Origin of the sequence: Alistipes sp. AM16-43 (genome assembly GCF_003435745.1) — a bacterium.
Classification (GTDB): Bacteria; Bacteroidota; Bacteroidia; order Bacteroidales; family Rikenellaceae; genus Alistipes; species Alistipes onderdonkii.
In genome coordinates, this window is record NZ_QTUQ01000003.1 from 125,689 (window position 1) to 146,703 (window position 21,015).

The 21,015-nt window shown below is 46.3% G+C and carries 9 protein-coding genes and 1 pseudogene; 1 reads left to right on the forward strand and 9 read right to left on the reverse strand.

Annotated features, from left to right (window positions below; genetic code table 11):
- Positions 1–22 precede the first annotated feature (22 nt).
- Positions 23–2,041 (forward strand): conjugal transfer protein MobC, encoded by a 2,019-nt coding sequence (gene mobC, locus DW189_RS06620; protein ID WP_004291482.1) that lies wholly within the window; start codon positions 23–25, stop codon positions 2,039–2,041.
- Between the two features lie 131 nt (positions 2,042–2,172).
- Here the strand turns inward: mobC and DW189_RS06625 are convergent, their stop codons facing one another.
- The 9 genes and pseudogenes from DW189_RS06625 to DW189_RS06665 form a co-directional block, all read right to left on the reverse strand.
- Positions 2,173–5,427, reverse strand: coding sequence for a P-loop NTPase fold protein (locus DW189_RS06625; RefSeq protein ID WP_004291481.1), 3,255 nt, complete (start codon positions 5,425–5,427; stop codon positions 2,173–2,175).
- Between the two features lie 16 nt (positions 5,428–5,443).
- Complete coding sequence (locus DW189_RS06630; RefSeq protein ID WP_004291480.1) at positions 5,444–6,574, reverse strand: ATP-binding protein; 1,131 nt, start codon at positions 6,572–6,574, stop codon at positions 5,444–5,446.
- Positions 6,575–6,875: 301 nt separating this feature from the next.
- Positions 6,876–7,482: pseudogene (locus tag DW189_RS06635) on the reverse strand (RteC domain-containing protein).
- A gap of 238 nt (positions 7,483–7,720) precedes the next feature.
- A complete protein-coding gene (locus tag DW189_RS06640) occupies positions 7,721–8,143 on the reverse strand; it encodes a dihydrofolate reductase family protein (RefSeq protein ID WP_004291474.1) in 423 nt (140 codons plus the stop codon).
- Between the two features lie 279 nt (positions 8,144–8,422).
- Positions 8,423–9,745, reverse strand: a complete 1,323-nt coding sequence (locus DW189_RS06645; RefSeq protein ID WP_004291471.1) for a sigma-54-dependent transcriptional regulator — start codon at positions 9,743–9,745, stop codon at positions 8,423–8,425.
- The gene (locus DW189_RS06650; RefSeq protein ID WP_004291467.1) at positions 9,738–12,056 is read right to left on the reverse strand and encodes an ATP-binding protein; all 2,319 of its coding nucleotides are present in this window, start codon (positions 12,054–12,056) and stop codon (positions 9,738–9,740) included. The genes DW189_RS06645 and DW189_RS06650 overlap by 8 nt, the downstream gene beginning before the upstream one ends.
- Positions 12,056–13,981: a tetracycline resistance ribosomal protection protein Tet(Q) gene (gene tet(Q), locus DW189_RS06655; protein WP_004291466.1), complete on the reverse strand. Its 1,926-nt coding sequence runs from the start codon at positions 13,979–13,981 to the stop codon at positions 12,056–12,058. Before tet(Q) ends, DW189_RS06650 begins: the two co-directional genes overlap by 1 nt.
- Positions 13,982–14,638: 657 nt before the next feature.
- Entirely contained in the window at positions 14,639–20,455 is a 5,817-nt protein-coding gene (locus tag DW189_RS06660; protein WP_004291462.1) for an N-6 DNA methylase, read from the reverse strand.
- Entirely contained in the window at positions 20,445–20,897 is a 453-nt protein-coding gene (locus DW189_RS06665; protein ID WP_004304266.1) for a DUF1896 domain-containing protein, read from the reverse strand. The genes DW189_RS06660 and DW189_RS06665 overlap by 11 nt, the downstream gene beginning before the upstream one ends.
- Positions 20,898–21,015: the final 118 nt, after the last annotated feature.

The window sequence follows — 21,015 nt, forward strand, 5'->3', positions numbered from 1 at the left end:
TCAACAATTAAAAAATCAATGTATGTCACAACAAGAAGACGATTTGAGGGCATTGGCGAAAATCATGGATTTTCTGCGTGCCGTGAGTATCATTTTAGTGGTCATGAACGTGTACTGGTTCTGCTACGAAGCCATCCGGCTGTGGGGCGTGAACATCGGCGTGGTGGACAAAATCCTTCTGAACTTCGACCGCACGGCGGGGCTGTTCCATTCCATTCTCTACACGAAGCTGTTTTCCGTCCTTTTGCTTGCCTTGTCCTGTCTGGGTACGAAGGGTGTCAAGGGTGAGAAAATCACTTGGGGGAGAATCTGGACAGCATTTGCCGTCGGGTTCGTGCTGTTTTTCCTGAACTGGTGGTTGCTGCCCCTGCCGCTGCCGCTTGAAGCGGTGACGGGACTGTATGTCCTTACCATTGGAACGGGCTATGTCTGCCTGTTGATGGGTGGTCTGTGGATGAGCCGCCTGTTGAAACACAATTTGATGGAGGATGTTTTCAACAACGAGAACGAGAGTTTCATGCAGGAAACGAGGCTTATCGAAAGCGAGTATTCGGTCAATCTGCCGACACGTTTCTATTACAGGAAACGCTGGAACAACGGTTGGATCAATGTAGTTAATCCCTTCCGTGCGTCCATCGTGTTGGGTACGCCGGGCAGCGGCAAGTCCTATGCCGTGGTAAACAATTTTATCAAGCAACAGATTGAAAAGGGCTTTAGTCAATACATCTACGATTTCAAGTATCCCGACCTATCTACTATTGCCTACAACCATTTGCTGAACCACCCGGACGGCTACAAGGTAAAGCCGAAGTTCTATGTGATCAACTTCGACGACCCGCGACGCTCTCATCGGTGCAATCCCATTCACCCGGATTTTATGGAAGATATTACGGATGCCTATGAGAGTGCCTACACAATAATGCTCAACCTCAATAAAACGTGGGTGCAAAAGCAGGGCGACTTCTTCGTGGAGTCACCTATCATTCTGTTTGCCAGTATTATCTGGTATCTCAAAATCTATCAGAACGGGAAGTTTTGCACGTTTCCCCATGCTATCGAGTTTCTGAACCGCCGTTACGAGGATATATTTCCGATACTGACCTCTTATCCGGAGCTGGAGAACTACCTTTCGCCGTTCATGGATGCGTGGCTTGGAGGGGCTGCGGAGCAGCTCATGGGTCAGATAGCGTCGGCAAAAATCCCGCTTTCGAGGATGATTTCACCGCAGCTCTACTGGGTGATGTCAGACAGCGAGTTTACGCTGGACATCAACAATCCCGAAGAGCCGAAAATCCTCTGCGTGGGTAACAATCCCGACCGTCAGAATATCTACGGTGCGGCACTCGGTCTGTATAATTCCCGTATCGTGAAGCTCATCAACAAGAAGGGGATGCTGAAGTCATCGGTCATCATCGACGAGTTGCCCACAATATACTTCAAAGGGTTGGACAATCTTATAGCTACCGCCCGAAGCAACAAGGTTGCCGTGTGTCTGGGCTTTCAGGATTTCAGCCAGTTAGTGCGTGACTACGGGGACAAAGAGGCGAAAGTGGTGATGAACACTGTCGGCAATATTTTCTCCGGTCAGGTGGTGGGGGAAACAGCCAAGACGCTCTCCGAGCGGTTCGGTAAGGTGTTGCAGAAACGGCAGTCCATCTCCATCAACCGGCAGGATGTTTCCACCTCCATCAACACGCAGATGGACGCGCTCATTCCACCGAGTAAGATTTCCGGGCTTACGCAGGGAATGTTTGTCGGTTCTGTATCCGACAACTTCAACGAGCGTATCGAGCAGAAGATTTTTCATTGCGAGATTGTGGTGGATGCCGAAAAGGTGAAACGGGAAGAAAGTGCCTACAAGAAAATTCCCGTCATTACAAACTTCACGGACGAGGACGGCAACGACCGCATGAAGGAAACGGTGCAGGCGAACTACCGGCGCATCAAGGAAGAGGTGAAGCAGATTGTGCAGGAGGAACTGGAGCGTATCAAAAACGATCCGGTGCTGTGTAAACTGCTACCAGATAATGAGACTGTCTAACAAGTCCCCAAAATTGAAAATTATCCCTATCGAAGTTTGAAGTGACCCCCAAAAGTTGGATACAATTTTTTTGGGGGGCACTTCAGTTCTGACGGGTAAAATCGTAAAATTCGGACTTGTTAGACAAATACTTACGCGGTTTCAACCTCAGGTACTGAATCTATCGAATTGACAAATTTAACCAATTGCGGATCTGAATCTTTTTGTATGAGGTTTCGGAGACTCTTTTTCAATTCATAAGCATCATCCCCTGCTGTATTTATTAAATCCATATAAAAATCTTTGTTTTGCAGAATCAATGAACGGCATGCCCCATCGGAAATTACAGGTTTCACTATTTTATCAATAACGTCTCCAGCTTGACTTTTCAAATTACCATGCGATCTAAGCCATGTTTCGAAAAATTGAAACTTTATTGCATTGATAGTCTTTTTACCGATGCAGAAATCATTTCTTATATCGGTAACTGTCGATTTAATTTTTCGTTTATCCAATCTTTCAACTATATTCTTGAAACAATTAGGGAAAGGATTCAAACTTTGAGTTCCAGAAGCAATATCCATCAGAATCTTTTTGCCAAATTCAGTCAAGTTATCTGGCAAGGATTTGATTTTAGCCAGTAAATGTTTTATTGCGACAAACCAATAATATGATGTATGTGCTGTTCTTTGGGCGTATAATGTATCAACACTTATTTCAGACAACGCTTCGAACGCTATTTTATTGATATGATCGGTCAGGACATTGCTTATTTTAGTGGTCAAATCGTAAAAAGATGCGTCAGGAATTACATCTTTAATATTGTTCTTAGTGATATACTTATCCAAATCGGTATTCCACTCTGCTAAATGCTCGATAAATACCTCATCCGTTACACCTATTCTGTTCTTAATATCTTCAAATTGGGGCAATATGTCTGAGAGCAATAATTTATAGCCAAGTTTATGATTTACCATGTATTGTAGTGTTTCATTTAATAGCGGTATATTCCATCCCACACTATTTACTAATAAGTCTCCATGATCCACATAATAGTCCATGAGTTCTGCAACATATTTTATATCTCCACCCTCTATTAAGGAAACGGAATGACCATGTGCCAATTGCATGGCGACTAAATCGTAATATCCAGACTCTTTAATGTTTCGGCCATCAGTTTCTAATTCAGAATGCAACTGATTTATGTAGGTTGAATCTAACGTTACAGGTAAAGGTCTTTCTTCGTCAGATGCCAATAAACGATAGGTTGTAAATATAGCCCCTATATTATCTTTATTTACATTCTGTTCATCAATGCAATTCGTGATCGCTTGCAAAAGCGTTGGAAACGTATAGGTAGAATTATCTTTTAACGTTTTTACAATATCTGCATGGTCGAAATTATCGGGTAGTAAGTTTGCCAAATAATTATCGAGCGCCTCCGAATTTGTTGCTACTTGATAATATTTATATGCTTTAGTTGTCGCGTTATCCCGATAGGCAGCATCTGTTGCATTTGCAGCTTGAATATAATCGATAAATGTATTTGGCTTGACTGTTTTTGCTTCAATCAATGACGTAAAATCGCACGCCAACTTATTTTGCGCAATAAACCTGTCTATTGCATCTAACGTTTTGAAATAGTCGCCGCCATTGAAGTCATTGAACCGAACTATCTTCTTATATAATTGAGCAATCACATGGTTTTGGCTTTCCGTGTCTAAATGCAACAGCAGTTCTTGGTATTCGACAGGGAACACCTGCTTCTCTATGGATTCTTTTAATTTCAATTGTGCTATTCTTTGCCATACACGCAGAATAACATCGCTCTTTCGAGTTAATTTATGCAAACAATGTATAATCTTATCGATAAGCGCATTGTCCATACATTGTATAACTTCTTCTAATACAGTGTCAAATTGTTTATTAGTCTCTGCATATTGATTTATGTCGTGGTCTTCTTCTCCGTTGATGCAGCCTTCAATATATTTTTTCAATGGAATTTGTCGAGCATCTTCAACATCGACACCATATACCAAAGCTGCAATTTCGCGTTGTGTTTGCAGATCATTGTTAATTATTGTTTGAATGCCATTCAGATAGTCGCCGGACAATATTTGTTCTACTGGATTTGCCAGAATATCCGTCTTCTTCAAACAGAACAATGCTATGTTTATCATCAAAATTTCGTTACACCACTCTTGTTTAAGAGCGACCATCTCATTGATATATGATATAATTTCCCTAACATTGGCATTAGGATTTACCAATCTGAATATCCGATTTATAGTTTCTTTCGCTTCATTTTCTGTTTCTCCAAATGCTTCAACAAACAGTTTGTTGAATATACTTCGATAGTCGGTAATAACAGGAGGAGCAACACGATAAACAATAGGGAAAGTTTTATTGATAAAATACTTGGTCAGTTGTTTCGTTTGTTCGTCGGTCTCATCTCCGAATGCACAAGCTAAATGTGTTTCATCGAAAGGAATAACAGCCCAAACATTTTCAAAACCGCTATCGGCGAAGAACGTATGGATAGAAGACCATAATTCTTTTACTTTTTCAGCGGGGAGACGATCCATGTTGTCAAAAACAAGGACTAATTTACGTTGTCCTTTTTCCTTGATAAAATCAGAAATGTCTTGCATCCATGTTTTGAACTCGTAAACCGTTGGTTCGTCTTCGCTCAAAGTCTCATAGCAAACGTCCTTTTCGACTTTATCTTGATAAATAGCTAACATATAACTCCATCCATATTTATGATCTTTGCTATATGCCCATTTCCAAACGCACAATGCAATAAGAACTGGCAGTGCAGCTATGATAATAGACAATAAAGAAAACCACCATGTTGTGGGTGTAGGTTTTACTGCATACGCAATAAATGTAAATATCGGAGTTAAAACTGCAACCAAAAATGCCGCAACCATACCATTACTGATAAGGGGATATTTTTCGGTTACGGTCTCCGTTTTACGGGCTAATAAATATTTCAGCTTTTCAGACCATGATACGGTTTTCGTACCTCCACCTTTGACTTTTATTGTTGCATTTCCAGATAGGATACCATCATCAATAAGTTTGCTTGTAAGCAATTCCAATATAGAGCGGCGTTGCAAGTCCTCTTGATGTCCCCATGCGTCATACTCAAAAAAGTAATAGTCGTCTGATAATTCACGTTCCAACATTTTAACCACGTTGGATTTTCCAGATCCCCAAATACCTTCGATGCCGATAATTCGAGGTAAAGTACATTCCTCATCCAATGAATCATTCTGACAAAAATGGCGAGCAATAGTTTTTGCCAACCTTTCTTGCGAACCTCCATCGAATTTGTCAATACCACACGGTTTATTTTGGATAAACCGCGGATATTGCTGTTTGGATTGTAGTTTTGTTTCCATATACGTAATTTATTGATTATACGAACTCCAAATAATTCTCCCGATTTACCACATGAAACTCGGCATAGGGATAGGCTTCTTGGAAGGCTTTCGGTGCGGCCGGCATTTTATTTCCCCACTTGAACTCCAAGGCGGTAAGACTGTCGGCACTCTCCTCAATCAGGTCGATTTCCTGTTTGTCGTAGGTGCGCCAGAAATAGAACTCCCTGTGCAGTCCCTCATTGAAGTTCGCTTTGCGCCGCTCTCCGATGATGTAGTTCTCCCACAGCGCACCGACATCCTGCCGAATGGCCAGCGGTGAGAAAGCCCCGATAATGGCATTGCGAATGCCGTTGTCGTAGAAGTACCACTTGCCAGCTTTTGTAACCTCCTTGCGTAGGTTACGCGAATAAGCCCCCAGACGATAGATAACGAAGACCTTTTCCAATAGGTCGAGGTATTTTTCAACGGTCGTCTTGCTCATGCCGAGTTGTTTACCTAACTCTTCGTAAGAAACTTCGCTGCCCAACTGAAAAGCTATCAATCGCAGTAGATCGCGCATCTTGCTCGAATTTTTTAAGCCGTCAATTGCTAAGATATCTTTAAGCAGGTATGCACCGACAATATCACGTAGGTAGTCTGTTTTACGTTCATAGTTCTCCATCATTACTACTTCGGGATAGGAACCGTAAATCAAGCGCGCTTCGAGGTTCTGGCGGGTTTCAAGTGCCGTTTCCGTCTGTGCGATTTCCCGTTGCGAGAATGGTGTAAGGAGAAATTGCGTACTGCGGCCGACCAACGGTTCACCAGTCTTATTCAGCAAATCGAATGACGAAGAACCACTTGCCAAGACACTTATTCCCGGTATTTCATCAACTATCAACTTCAGAATACTACCGATTTGTGGTATGTTCTGTGCCTCATCAATAGCCAGCAAATCAATACCATCCAATAAATGCCGATAATTGGCTATTGAGCGATTCTCCAATAGTGCTAATGTGTCGTAGTCTTCGCCGTTGAGCATCATCGTCCTACCTGAATAGTTGTCCACAATTTTACGCATCATTACCGTTTTACCAACACGGCGAGCACCAAAAATCAGTACTGCTTTATTGGGCGCGATTCGTGCTGTAATCTTCTCTTGAAGTATTCTATTTACTGTTTCCATACCTTATAAAATATAATGCAAAGATAATCATATTTTTTTAATTGGCGAATTTTACAAAAAAAACGGGCTATTAAATGGCGATTTTTACAACCACAATCTTATGGAAGTTGTTTCATTGTTTTTAGTAATGATATATGTTCATACTATGATGACTCAATAATTTACCAGACATACGTTTCTGAAATTTGTCCTTATAGGAATGAAAAACTCACATATATTGTGCTAATTAATATATAATTAAATGAAAATAAAAAGACAGGATACGAGTATTCCTGTCTTCTCATATGTAATGGATATTTTTTTATTTTCTCATCCGCTCCAACTCCTCATCACGCAACATTCTCTCGTTCAGTTTTTCCTGCATCCTGTCAATGAAATAGGTGCGGCTTTCGTTCTTCCGGCGTTTGATATCAGTGTAGAAGCGGTAGCAGTCTTTAGAATCAACCCCGAATATCTTATAGAGAAGTGGGGCGAGCTGTTTGAGCGGCATATTGCCGTTGTTGATGCAGCCCATCACGTCTATGCCGTAGATAAGTTCCACGAGGTCGATGGCATTGCCCGTCCATTGAAGAAGGCTGGCGGTGGTTTCTGTTGCGTTGTTGGCGGATATTAGTGGTGGCACTTGGGGCGTGGCAAGGAATTTCTGCATCTTTCTTACGAAAGACAGAGCCTTGCTGACGTAGGCGGCAATCTCTCTTTTTTTCTTCTGACAGATTACGTACGGGATGGTGCTGCAACTCGATTTCGATGTAGGCAAGCGCGATGACGGTAAGGTTCATGTCCATGCCGCCGTTGCACAGTTCGATCACTTGGGTGGCGAAAGCCGTGTATGCCGTTTCCATATTGCAGTCGCCGGCTTCGTTTATCAGGCGGAAAAAGTCGGTTTCCGCCAGCAAGAAATAATTCATGGTTCTGTCAATTTTGAAAATTACACTTTGTTTTCTGCGTGCGCACATGAATATAATTGGCAAAAAACGCGGCAGAAAATAAAAAATCCAACACTCAATTTTACAAAGTGCTGGATTTCAGAGGTATAAAATTCAGTATTTTTTCACAAGGACAAATTATCTCCGACTTAAATTGTTTGTAATCGGAACATTTATTCTATTCCTGAAAATAGAAATGTATGCTTGCCGCACATTTTGGCTATCTTGCTTTTTTATCAAGGATATAGATAATGCGACATACACCGTTGGGATAGCTTTTCAAAGAGGAAAGCGTCCAGTGTTGCTCTGGCAGAGCCGACTTAAAAAAATGTCGTCCGCTTCCGGATATGAAAGGAACGGTGTATAGTATGATTTCATCCACAGCGTGCATCCGCAGCAGTCCGTTTATATAGTCTGCCGTGTCCGGTGTGGCTTCCGCGAGGTAACGGATGTTTGTGCAGTCTTTTCTCCATTCGTGCAGCATTGAAATGGAATAGTCCGGTGTCACACGGTAAAAGGCTTTCTTCCTGATTTCATCAAGACCGCAACGGTCAAGGCACAAATCCTGATGTGCTTTATCATATAACTCTGAAGAAAGACATCCGTCCATCGTCAGTACGGCGAGAATCTGAACTTTACCCATAATCGTTTCCTTTCGTTAGGCAAGGGTAAAAAAGTAGCGTGCAATTCACACTACCTTCAAGCGATGGCTCTGGTAAAGCCTTTACGGAGAGTACGTGAATGCACGCTATGCGTAAGCATAGCATAAGCATCACGCAATCGTCTCCGTAGTTCCAATTTACCAGATTTTCGCTTGAAACGCCTTGCGGTCTTATCCTATATGTTGGCGGCGAAAAGCTCCTGCCAATCGCCGTTTTTCTCAAATGTTATGCAAAGATAGCCAAATTCAGTGAATTACGGGCTATGATTGCTTGAATTTATATTTAAGTCCATACTCTTCAAGTTTGCTGTATAGTGTTGTCCTGCCTATGCCGAGCAGTTCTGCGGCGACACTCCGGTTGCCGTTTGCCTGTTTCAACGCACGCAATATCCGCTCCTTATCCTCCGCGTCATTGCGCAAGGCGAAGCTGACAGTAGAGGTCGGTTTCGTCACGGCAAGTTCCAGATGCTCTTTCATGACAACACCTTCCTGCGCCTGCAATACAGCACCCATAACTTTCTGCCGAAGTTCCCGCACGTTGCCCGGCCATGCGTGTGTCAGCAACGCTTTACGTGCTTCGGAACTGAACCCGCTCACGCTACACTCCAGCTCTCTGTTTGCCATATCACGGAAGAACTCTGCCAGCGGCATAATGTCTTCTTGACAGTCACGCAACGGAGGAACGGTTATCCCGAAGTCGTGCAGGCGGTACAGAAGATCCTGCCGAAAACGCTTTTCATTCACCGATACCTCCAAATCTTCATTGGTAGCAGCGATGATGCGGACATTGAAATTCCGGTCTGCCTTGTCTCCGACCGGGCGATACCGCCTCTCCTGTATGGCACGGAGCAACATCTGTTGGGTTTCCAACGCGAGGTTTCCTACCTCGTCCAGAAACAACGTGCCGCCTTCCGCCTCATGGAAATATCCTTTCTTGGCATTGTCCGCACCTGTAAATGCACCTTTGACGTGTCCGAAGAAAGCCGACGGTGCAAGCTCTTTGGAGAGTGAACCGCAGTCCACCGCCACAAATGGCTTGCCTGCACGTTTGCTCTTGTCATGCAACAGGTGGGCAATATGCTCCTTGCCCGTGCCGTTCTCACCAAATATCATCACGCTCATATCGGTGGCGGCTACCAGCCTTATGCGGTGCATGATTTTCTGAAAGGCGGAACCTTCACGGGCGAATATAGGCATACGGCGTTGTCCTGCCTGACGTTCTTTCAGTATGGAACGGATCAGGGGGACAAGTTTATCCTCCACAAGCTGTTTGGGAATATAGTCTATCGAGCCGAGTTTCATGCTTTCCACGGCGGTATTAACTTCGGCGTAGTCGGTCATAATGATGAAGGGCTGCATCTTTCCCTCCTTTCGCATCCAGCACAAAAGGTCTATGCCACTGCCGTCAGGCAGACGCAGGTCGGCAACCACGATATCATTATCTGTTGCCTGTTGCAGATGTTTCTTCGCGGTTGAGAGGTGGTAAGCCTTCATATTGCGGTAGCCCTCCCGTGACAGCATATTGCAGACATATTCGCAATACACGATGTTGTCTTCCACCACAATTATTTTTGTCTTATTCATCTTCGTATTTTCTCCTTTCCTCTTCTGCCAACCGTATTATTTCCACTCCCTTATCCAGCACGGCAGTCACGGCATGGCTTAACGCTTCACCATCCGGGAGAGCATCGCCACGAAGCAATCCGTAAAGTACATTCAGCGGTTGGTCGGCACGGAGCACCTCCCACGAACTGCGCAGGTGGTGGATCAGGGAATCCAGCTTTTGCAGGTCTTTTTCTTTTGCTGCATCCCGTACCGCCTGCATTTCCTTTTCTGTTTCAGTTATCAACTTTTCCAGCATGACGGCTTCATTGCCATAGGACAATAAGGCGGAAAAGTCCGGTTTCCCGTCCGGTGTCGCTTTTATGGCACACCTGTCGGAAACCTCCATCAGTTCCGATATGGAGAACGGTTTGAACAGGCATCCGGCAAAGCCTTTTGCCAATAGTTCCCCTTTGTTACAACTGCCCGAAGCGGTTGCCACAACCACCGGGATTGTTGGTGAATTGCCCACGTTGGACGAACGCAACAGTTCCAGCAATTCGAAACCGTTTATATCGGGCATATTCAAGTCTGTCAGCAACAGGCTGTATTCTTTCTGGCGTATCATTTCCATCAGTGCCGCAGCATCGGTGCAAGTGTCGCAGTGTATTCCTTCTTGGGAATACATCTCTTTCAGCATCAGAAGTAATACCTCATCATTGTCAATGGCGACAACATCATGGAATTTATTGTTATGATAAACAGGTGTATTGCTTGTATATCCAAGCTGTTCTTCAGCTTCCTGCATAGAAATTTCAACTGTGAAACGACTGCCTTTCCCTTTCTTGCTGTCTAAACGGATTGTTCCGCCAAGCATCGACACAATATTACGCATTATGGCAAGCCCAAGCCCGAAACCCTCCTTTGCGGCGGCATTTGATAGACGTTCAAACGCACCGAACGCTTGTTTCTGTTCCTCTTCTGTCATGCCTGTACCTGTATCTTCAACGACCAGTGTCAGAACTCCATTATCATATTCAGTAATCAAAGAAACACCGCCTTCTTCTGTGAACTTGACAGCGTTTGACAGCAGGTTATTCCCGATTTGTATTATTCGCTCTTTGTCGGTCAATACAATGGCATCGTGTCCAGTCTTCACGGACAAGGACAGCCCTTTGTTCACGGCAACAGGCATGAACTCCGTTTCAAGTGTGTGCGTGATTGCTGAAATCCGGCAGGGTGACAGACGGGGCTGTTCCTTGCCGTTGTCCAGGCGGAAGAAGTCAAGCAAAGTGTTAAGCATATCCCGCATACGGTCGGAGGATTGCAGTATGTTTTGGATATACTGCCCGGACTTATCCTCACACTGTTCTTTCCGTATCAGTCCGGCATAGCCTGTTATTGCTGTCAGCGGTGTGCGCAGTTCATGGGTGATAGTATGTACCGCCTTCTTCCTTGACGTTATCAGTGCCTCGTTCCGTTGTACGGATTGTTCCAGTTGCCTTATCAAATCAGTTGTCTTGTGCTTGTATTGTTTAATGCTTTTTGCATCACGATGTATGATGATGTAGGAAATTAACAACAATAGAAGAACGAATCCCATTAAACCGCCTACTTGCATAAATGACTTTTCACGCATGGCAACTATTTCGTTTTCCCGGCTTTGCAGTTCGGTTTGTACCTTTTCTTCTATTTGGCAAATCAATTCTTGCAGTTGTCTGTTAAGTTCTGCATTACGAGCTGCAAGGCTGTCGGCTTGTTCCGACAATTGGCGATCCTGCACTTTCTGTTCGCTGATTACGTTTCTATTGACCGAATGAAGGATAGTGGTTGATACTGCTGGAGTTACTTCCTTTTTTTTGCCGAATATGCCTAAGAAACCTTTTCGTTTTGGCTTTTTGGACTGTTCCTGCACACTTTTCTGTACAATAACCGGAATTTGATTGGCTATCTTCTTGTTAATAGATTGTTGTTCATCCATTAACCGGACTATCTGGAACATCTGTCGTTCCTTATCCTCTAAAAGACTGCGCACACTATCGATGCGCTCTGCTGGATAGGTGGCCTTGAAACGGCAGAGCATACTGTCCATTGCCATACGCCGTGCATGGTAATGCTCGATATCTTTATCGTTCCATTCCAGTATTGTTTCACCCAATAGAGAAAATTTTATCATTTGAATATTGATATTGTTTATTTCTTTTCGGAGCTCGTCTATTTTTTTATTGCCAAGTTCTAATGCTTCTATCTCCTGCCATTCATAGAGGCTATTATATGCCATACATCCGATAAGAATGGAGATAAGTATATATCCCAACCGTATTGCCTTATAGAAATTTCCTGACCGCTCCATTATTTTAATGACATTGATTTTTGGAACATGAATAAAAGTTTATCTTTTTCGTTCATGCGGATATTATCAGAATAACCGTCTTTTGTTATTTGATACCCACATGGCTTAACCATAAAAATGCCTAAGCCCTTAGTGTACGAACTTACTTCTGAGGCATAGTCTTTACTTGTATTTAATGGAACTTTCCCTTTAATATGACACCACTCATTATTACAACTGATGTCTTCAATCTCAGACATCAGTTTTTGCAAATCTGTAATAGCTTTGGAACTCGCTACTTGGGGTATCTGCAACTCAAAACAGAGCATCGGTTCGAGAATGTCCACACCTGACTGTTGCAAAGCCAGCCTGAAGACATAAGGGGTCAGCTGTCTGAAATCAGCAGGTGTACTTACCGGGCTATAATACTCGGCTTGAGTAAAAGTTACTTTCAGATCTGTCACTTCCCATCCATGTAAACCAGATTGGCAAGACATACGAATCCCTTCAAAAACGGCATTTTGAAAAGAATGGTTCAGATAACCATAGGAGATGTCACTTTCGATTTGCAACCCTGCCCCTAACGGTAAGGGTTCAAGAGTCAGCCCTATTGTGGCCCAGTAAGGGTTGGGTGGTACTTCGATCTGAATAATCTTATTGACCTTTTTTATAGGTCGTTCTTTGTAGATAGTCTTGATCTCATCAAAATGGACCTTTACGGAAAATCGTTCTTCCAGCAATGTCTGTATGATTTCCTTTTGGGTCAAACCATATAACGAGATTTCCAATTCATCACTATATGAGTTTATGGAAAAGGACAAAGACGGGTCTTCAATCCACAATGTATTCAGAGCGGATATCACCTTGCTTCTCTCTTCGGGCTTATTTGGCCGGACGGAGGATTTGAGAGCGGGATGCTGATGAGATAATCCTTGAATCAAACAAGGTTTAGCACCTAAATAATCTCCGATTCGAAAATCTTCTATATCTTCTACAATCGCGATATCATTGGCACCCACTTCATCAACATTTATCTCTCTGCCCTGATAAATAGTCTTTAGATTTTTAATCTTGATGAATTTTTCCGAATCGTTGATTCTTACAACGTCTCGAAGTCTCAGACTTCCGTCAATTATTTTAAGAAAACTTCTTTTATGCCCTTTGGGGTCATGCTCTATCTTATAGAGATAAGCTGAAAGTCTGTTTGAGACTGATGCCGGAGGAAGTATAAAAGAAGAAATGGCGTCCAACAACTCATTGATACCGATATTGAACATTGCTGATCCATGTAGCACCGGATAGACTTTGGCTTTTGCCACAAGAGCGATTATCGTATTCCAATAATCAGCCGGTGAAATTTCGCTATCCGCCAAATATCGTTCTAATATATCGTCGTCATGGTTGCATACAAATTCTTTGTATTCTTCCTTTATATATGTTTGGGAGCAAACCGGATAAACCGATCCATCGACAACAGTTTGCATAAACAGGACATCTTGCGACAGATTTGTTTTTATATCCATATACAAACGCTCCAAATTCACACCGGCACGGTCAATCTTATTGATAAATATAATTGTCGGGATTTGCAGCTTTTGTAAAGTACTGAACAGCAACTTTGTCTGCGCTTGTATGCCTTCCTTTGCGGATAAGATGAGGACTGCTCCATCAAGCATTTTGAATGTCCGCTCCACTTCCGCAATAAAATCCATGTGTCCCGGAGTGTCAATGATATTGCATTTCACTCCATTCCAGATAATAGATGTCGTAGAAGCCCGGACAGTAATTCCTCTACGTTTCTCTATATCCATAGAGTCCGTTATGGTGTCACCATTATCCACACGGCCGCACTTTTCCGTTGCTCCACTGGCAAACAGCAGATTCTCGGTTACGGAAGTTTTTCCTGCATCAATGTGAGCAAGAATTCCTAAATTTATAATATTCATTTGGATTAAGCAATAATATACTACAGTAGATGCATTGTCGAAACGCACCTTTTAATACCTCCTCGTAGCATATGAGAACTACAGGATTACTAACTCGTATTAATATGTATATTATTACTGCCGCATAACGATTACAAAATTACACAAAAAAATATATCTAACAAAAGTGGGAGGATTTTTTAACTTTTTACCATAGACATTTTATTAGGGAAGCGTAGGTTCAACTGGCAAGTACAAATAAGTAGAAATGTTTGAACAACACCGTTTTAGGAAGTTGAAAAATCAAGTTTCTCTCTCGGTATAGCGTTTATTTTGGCCAATATCTTCTTTAGTTTAGCATTTGTGTATTTCCCATTCGTGTTCTATTTAGCTCCTTATTATGAGTATGTAGCAAGTTACTTATCAAATTCAGCCTCTTTGAGGGTCAAATATGGTTTTGCAAATGGTGACTGACAAGACATAAACAAGGTCAGCAGGAATTTTTTACATAAATGGACATGAATGTATATAACCTAAAATAAGAATAAATTTTAATAAGGGCTGCCCAAAAAGAAAAAAATGCAGTTGCCATCCTATAGATACTTGCAGAAAGGATAAAATTTACTTTTAGACCTTTTGGGATAGCCCTTATTAATACTTCAGATAAAATTCCTTAGGTTATATTTTCAATCCTTTGGACCGGGTTTCCTCCTTGGCATACAGTCCCGGACGCCCGATTATGACATGGTTGGCAACGATACTATCCGCCGGACTGCGTATCTGCGGCGGTGCATTTTCGGGATATTGCGCCTGCCTGTTCCTCACATCTTCCGCTTCCGGCTTGAGCTGTTGCCCTTCATTCTCCTTTTCTGCGACTTCGGGCGTGGGTGGCGCAAGCTCCAGCTGAATTTTTCGGTCAAGGGCGGCAAGTTCGGACTTCAACTGCTTCAGCTCGTCCTCCTTCTTCCACACCTTACCCGCTATCTCCTGTAACTGCGGTATCTCCATCTCCAGCACCTCGTTCTTCGCCTTGTACTGGTCGATGATGGAGGGTATCCTCTCCATCGCGTTGAGGAAGTTGCGGGCGGCGGCCAACGGGTCAGCCATCGCCAGATGCCCGTTGTTGTAGGTGTACTTGTAGTTCCCCTCGACCACGAAGCGGTTGTCGGTGAACTCCAATCCCTCTTTGAGTATCCTTTCGCTCACCACCTTTATCGGAAAACCGTAAAGTTCACCGACCTGCGTGTACAACCCTCCGGTCGTGGCATTCTTGGCTATCTCCTGCAAACGCTTTCCGATGACCTTCTCATCGGCGGAATCCACTCCGTCCACCTTTATTATATTAAGGCGGTTGCCCTCCTTGTCGGTCTGCACCACCGACAGGAAGCGGTTCCAGTCCTCCGTCATGGCATCTATGAAAGCCGTGTTGTTGCGCAACTCGCCGGTCTTTGACTCCAGCTTGAACTCCGAATCACGCTTGCCCTTGTTGAACGACTTGCGTTCCCCTTCGAGCGATGCGATCCGCTTTTCCAGTTTCGCCTTGTCCAACAGGTCGGTATTGCCGGAGAGCAACGCCATGTATTCCGAGAAATTCATGCCCGATTTTTCGTCCATTGCCCCCTCGTCGATGGTACGCGCACCCATCGCACCGCTTTTGAGCTGGCTTATGAAAGTCTGCTTGCAGTGCAGGAGGTTGAACTTGTAGCTGTCCAGTGACTTCTCCACCGCGTAGATGATTACATCCACGTTGTTCCCGGCGAAATGTTTGGCAATCTCATTACCTGCCCTAACTCCGCGTCCGTCACGCTGTTGCAAGTCGGACGGTCGCCACGGCGTATCGAGATGATGGATAGCCACACACCGTTTCTGGGCGTTCACACCCGTTCCGAGCATAGAGGTAGAGCCGAACAGCACACGCACCGTCCCGGCGTTCATGGCGTCTATCACCGCCTTCCGCGCCTTGTCGGTCTTGCACTCCTGAATGAAGCGCACCTCGCTTGGCGGTATACCGTAGTCCTCCGTCAGTTTGCGCTTGATTTCCGAATAGACGTTCCACCCGTCGCCCGGCTGGTATGTCCCCAAATCAGAGAAAACGAACTGCGTGCCTTTCTGGGCGTCGTATTTTTGATAATACTCCGCGATCATCTTGGCACAGTGACTCGCTTTGTTGTCGGGATGATCTTCGTAATTCGGGTCTATCATGCGCATGTCGAGTGCCATTTTCCGGGCATAGTCCGTGGCGATGAGCATCTTCGCCTTTTCTTCCGTTTCCGAAAGCGGCAGCCTGCCCAACAAGGTGGCATCGCCCGTCTTGGCGAACTGCATCAGTTTCTGTATGAAGTCCTCCTGTTCCGGCGTGGGCGGTATATGGTGCAGTATCTCGTTCTTGGCAGGACGGTCAACGCCCACATCCTCCGCCGTGCGGTAGTCCGTGATTTCATTATAGAAGGCGGCAAGCTCCGGCACTTTGATGAAGTAGCGGAAACGCTCCTTCTGGACCACATTGTTCGTCACGTTAAATTCAAAATCCGTCGTCTTCTTGGCAAATATCGCCGCCCAAGCGTCGAAACACCTTATGTCCTGCCGTTCCAGCTCCTTCGGGCGCAGGTACTTGAACAGCAGGTACAATTCAGTCAGTGAGTTGCTGATAGTCGTGCCGGAGAGGAAGGTCGCACCCAAGTCTTTTCCTGTGCGCTCCTGTATGGTGCGTATGGCAAAGAGCATGTTAAGTGCCTTCTGGCTTCCCTCGCTGTTTCCCAATCCCGCCACACGGTCGTGGCGCGTGTTGAAAGTCAGATTCTTGAACTGGTGGCTCTCATCTATGAAGATGTGGTCGATGCCCATCTGCTTGAAATCCACCACGTCGTCCGTGCGTGACTTTATGGCGTGTTCCACCTTCTCCAGCTTCGCTTCAAGGTTGTGCTTGCGCTTCTCCAATCCTTTCAGCATCGCCCGCGACACGTTCTTTCCCTGCTGCCGTAGCACTTCGAGGTTTTCCTCCACCGTGTCAAGCTCTGCTTGCAGGATGCGCTGCTGCAATTCCGGCGACTGCGGTATCTTGCCGAACTGGTCGTGCGACATGATGACGCAATCGTAGTCGTTGTTCTTTATATTATTGAAGAAGCGCACACGGTTGGCGGTCGAAAAGTCCTTCTCCGAAGCGTACAGAATACGTGCGTTGGGATATGCCGCCTGATAGGTGGCTGCAATCTCCGCAACGTTGGCTTTCAGCCCGATAATCATCGGCTTGTGTGCCAAATTCAGACGCTTCATCTCATGCGCGGCGATGCACATTATCAGCGTCTTACCGGTTCCCACCTCGTGGTCGCAAATTCCGCCGCCGTTCTGTTTCAACATCCAGACGCAATCCATCTGTGAGGGATAGACGCTCTTGATACCCCGGCTTGCCAGCCCTTTCAGGTTGAGGTCGGGAAAGGTCTGATGGGAGCCGTCGTAGCGCGGGCGCACGAAACAGTTGAACTTGCGGTTATACATCGTCACAAGCCGCTCCTTGAACTGCGGCGACTGCTCTTCGAGCCATTCGGAGAAGCCGTTTCGTATCTCGTCAATCTTGGCGTTGGCGAGTTGTATTCCCTCGCTGTCGCGCATCTTGATGTCGTTGCCATGCTCGTCCTTGCCGATGGACTTCATCATGTCAGGGCAGGTGTTGTGCAGGGCGTGTTTTAGGAGGTGCATACCGTCATAGTTCCGGTAATACCCCTTCACCAGAAACTCGTCCGTGATTTTCATGGTGCGGTAGCCGCACACCACCGAAAACTCGTCCATGCTTGCGGAATAGGCGATTTTCACCTCCGTGTCGAACAGCCGGCTCATGTAGGCGGCATAGACACCCGTCGGAATCCAGCGTTCCCCGAAATTGAAGTCCAGATCCTCGAAGGCGATGCGCTGCGGCTCGGCATCTTTCAGAGCCTCCAACGCCTGCTTCACCTCCGGCATACGCTCATTTTCGGGATTGTCACCCATCCATGCCTCTATGCGTTCCGCTTTCTCTATGACATTTCCGGCGATGAAACGGTCTTTGATTTCGTAACCGGTCACGAGCGGATTGTAGTAGATGCGCCCTTGCAGGGCAGTGAGCAAATCCTCCGCCGTGCTGTCGGTTATCTCCCGCATATAGTCGAGATTGACCGTACCATATTTGTTGAGCGACGCAGACAGGGCTTCTTCGGGAGAGCCTACGTTGGCATGGCTCTCCACCGCGAAGGAAACAGGATGCTCGAAGATGTCCGCCTTGACGAACTTTCCGTTTTCCATCCGTTCCAGCGAAAGGATGTCGCGCCCGCCCGCATCCATCATCACTAACTTCACGTTCTGCTTGGCGTTGAGGTTGCCGTAGCGCATGACAAACTCATCGTAACAGGTATTCAGATGCTCTCGCCACGGAACATTTGCCTCGCGCCGGAGCGATTCATAACGGTACAGACGCTCGTAGGCGTCACGCAGCGACACATACAACAACGCCTTTTCCTTCTGGTATCCTTTCAGGTCGAGCGGCTGGAATGTCGCCCCGTATGGCGTGATGTCTTTCAGGTAGCCGATGTTATGACGCCCCCGGTCAGCCACCAGCGACCCTTCGCGCAGGTGCATCTCCGGCGTGCGGTGGTAGGCACGCGGAGAAAGGTCCACGACTTCCTCCTTCGGCTTTTCCGCTTCGATGTCGGGGAAAAGGAAAGTCCCCACCGCTTCCGATGGGGTATCTGTAACGGCAGGTGCGGCGACTGCCTCCGGCTGTGTTTCCTCCTGTCGTGGCTGCTCACGGGAAGTTTCCGGCACGGCTTTCACTTCCGTCTTTTCCGCCACTTGTTTCTCGTTATGCTGCCTTGCCAGTTCCCGAAGTTCTTTCCTACGCTCCGGCGTCAAACCCATCATCATTTCATAGAAACCGTTGATGGGAGGATTGGTATCCCAGTCCAGTGTGGCATAGATGTCGTCCGGGTCGGCAGGCTTGGCGGTGTTCTCCGCTTTCACCTCCTTATTCTCCATTGCGGGTTTTGCAGTTGGAGCTGTCGGTGTAACCGTGACTTTCGGTTTGGGCGGAGTGGACTTTGCCGTAACTGCCTTTTTCACCGTCTTTTTCTTTTTGGAGGTTTTCGGTTGGCTGACCTCTTCCGTCATCCCCCAGAGGTCAAGCAGGGTGAGCTGCACGCCTGCGGAATATTGCGGGCGCGGTTCTATCTCCGGCTTTTCATCTGCGGGTTGCGGCTTTTCTGTCGGAGTTTCCACCGTCTGCGCCGAGGATACTGTTTCCAATTTTATGGCAGGACGCTCTACTTTATTTTGAACGGCAACTTTTTCTTCCGTTCCTGCCTGCCGGATTGAACCCGAATACAAGCGCATGGCAAGCCTGTAATGGAAATCCTCGTCGAGCATACGGCGCAAATCCCCGGCGATGCCTGCTGCCTTGCCCTCGTGCAGATAAACCATAGCGGGCTTCCCGTAGGGGTCTGTGTCAAGTTTCGCCATCGTATGCACGATGCGTTCCGGGTGGTGGATGAAATAGGCGTTGTCGGTCAGGGCGGTTTTCGTGTCCGTCTGTATCACGGTCATCAGCCGCTCGTCCTGCGACATTTCCTTCTTGCTGAGGTTCTTTTGCAGGACAATCAGGTCACTGCCCACCTCCGTGCCCGCGTTGTCCGTGAACAGGTTGTTGGGCAGGCGTATCGCGGATACCAGATTGGCCTGACTGAACAGCTCGTTACGCACGGAGGTCTTGGTGCTATTCAATACCCCTTGCGAGGTGATGAACGCCACGATACCGCCGTCACGCACGGCATCCAGTCCTTTGAGAAAGAAATAGTTGTGGATGGTTTTCTGGGCGGAGCGTCTGCCGAAAGAGTCGCTCCGCTGAAACTCCGCGTCGAACACGGCAATGTCACCGAACGGAATGTTGGACACCGCCAAGTCGAAATAATTGTTGAACGGTCTTTCGATTTTCTCAAAACCGCAGGTGCGCATTTTCTGGTCGGGATAGAGATGCCTCAAGATTGTACCCGTGAGCAGATCCTTCTCGAAAGCCATCACATCCGCATTGGGGCTGTGCCGCAGCATGGAATCCACGAACACGCCGACACCTGCCGACGGTTCGAGCATACGGGCGGGGCGGACGCTGTAATCTGCCAGCACGTCCGCGATGGTGTCGGTTATCTCTTTGGGGGTGTAGAAAGCGGTCAGCACGGACGCTTTCAGCGAATCCACAAACCGCTTGTACTCTGTTTCGTCCTTGCTGTTCTCACGGATAAGCCTGTGCAGCTCCACCGTCGGGGCGAACAGTTCGAGGTCGGATTTCGCCCACCGGACGGCATCCGTCAGTTCCTTTGCAGGGTTGAGGATACATTTCAGACCGCCGAAACCGCAGTACCTTTGAAGTATGGCACGCTCTTCGGTTGTCGCTGTCCTATTTTCCCTGTCAAGGATGAATGCCGTCCGTATCGCCTCGATGTTGTCCCGCAGTTTCTGTTTGCGGTTAAACGCCATATTCGTCTAAGTAAAGGACGGTTGCTCCCGTCAGCTCCGTGTAGAGCAGGTCGTAATCGGAAGACAGGGCGAAATTGTCATCCGAGAGGTCATAGACGGAGAACACGTTGCCGACAAGCGGCAGCAGTTTCAGGACAAAGGCTTCACGCTTCTCTTCCGGCACTTCATCGGCAAACTCGTTTTCCACGACTTCGCGGAGGATGGCGTAACGGGAATAATGCAGCCCGCGCAGCAGCGTGTCCATCGCCAGTTCCTGCGCACCATCGGCGGGATAGCCTTCAAGCCGTGCCCTCTCATACGTTTCGGCGGCACGGTCGGCCCGTTCCCGTATGAAAGCGGTGTCGTCAGCCTGTTCAAACTTGTTCGTGCGGAGATAGTCCAGCAGGTACAGACCGTAATAGGAAAAGTCGGTCTGACCCTCGTTTTTCTTCTTGTTGTTCATTACTTTGGATTTAGCGGATTGATAATTAACGGGATAATCGGTTGGAAAAAGGAAGAAAAAGGCACTCGGTATCCCTCCGAGTGCCACCACTAAATCCAAAGTATGAGTGTAATCCGGT

What these genes read in the sequence shown, in the direction of transcription:
- DW189_RS06645 (WP_004291471.1), bottom strand. Translation starts at nt 9,745, where the DNA reads ATGAATAAGACAAAAATAATTGTGGTGGAAGACAACATCGTGTATTGC.
- DW189_RS06660 (WP_004291462.1), bottom strand. Translation starts at nt 20,455, where the DNA reads ATGGCGTTTAACCGCAAACAGAAACTGCGGGACAACATCGAGGCGATA.
- mobC (WP_004291482.1), top strand. Translation starts at nt 23, where the DNA reads ATGTCACAACAAGAAGACGATTTGAGGGCATTGGCGAAAATCATGGAT.
- DW189_RS06625 (WP_004291481.1), bottom strand. Translation starts at nt 5,427, where the DNA reads ATGGAAACAAAACTACAATCCAAACAGCAATATCCGCGGTTTATCCAA.
- DW189_RS06630 (WP_004291480.1), bottom strand. Translation starts at nt 6,574, where the DNA reads ATGGAAACAGTAAATAGAATACTTCAAGAGAAGATTACAGCACGAATC.
- DW189_RS06650 (WP_004291467.1), bottom strand. Translation starts at nt 12,056, where the DNA reads ATGGAGCGGTCAGGAAATTTCTATAAGGCAATACGGTTGGGATATATA.
- DW189_RS06640 (WP_004291474.1), bottom strand. Translation starts at nt 8,143, where the DNA reads ATGGGTAAAGTTCAGATTCTCGCCGTACTGACGATGGACGGATGTCTT.
- DW189_RS06665 (WP_004304266.1), bottom strand. Translation starts at nt 20,897, where the DNA reads ATGAACAACAAGAAGAAAAACGAGGGTCAGACCGACTTTTCCTATTAC.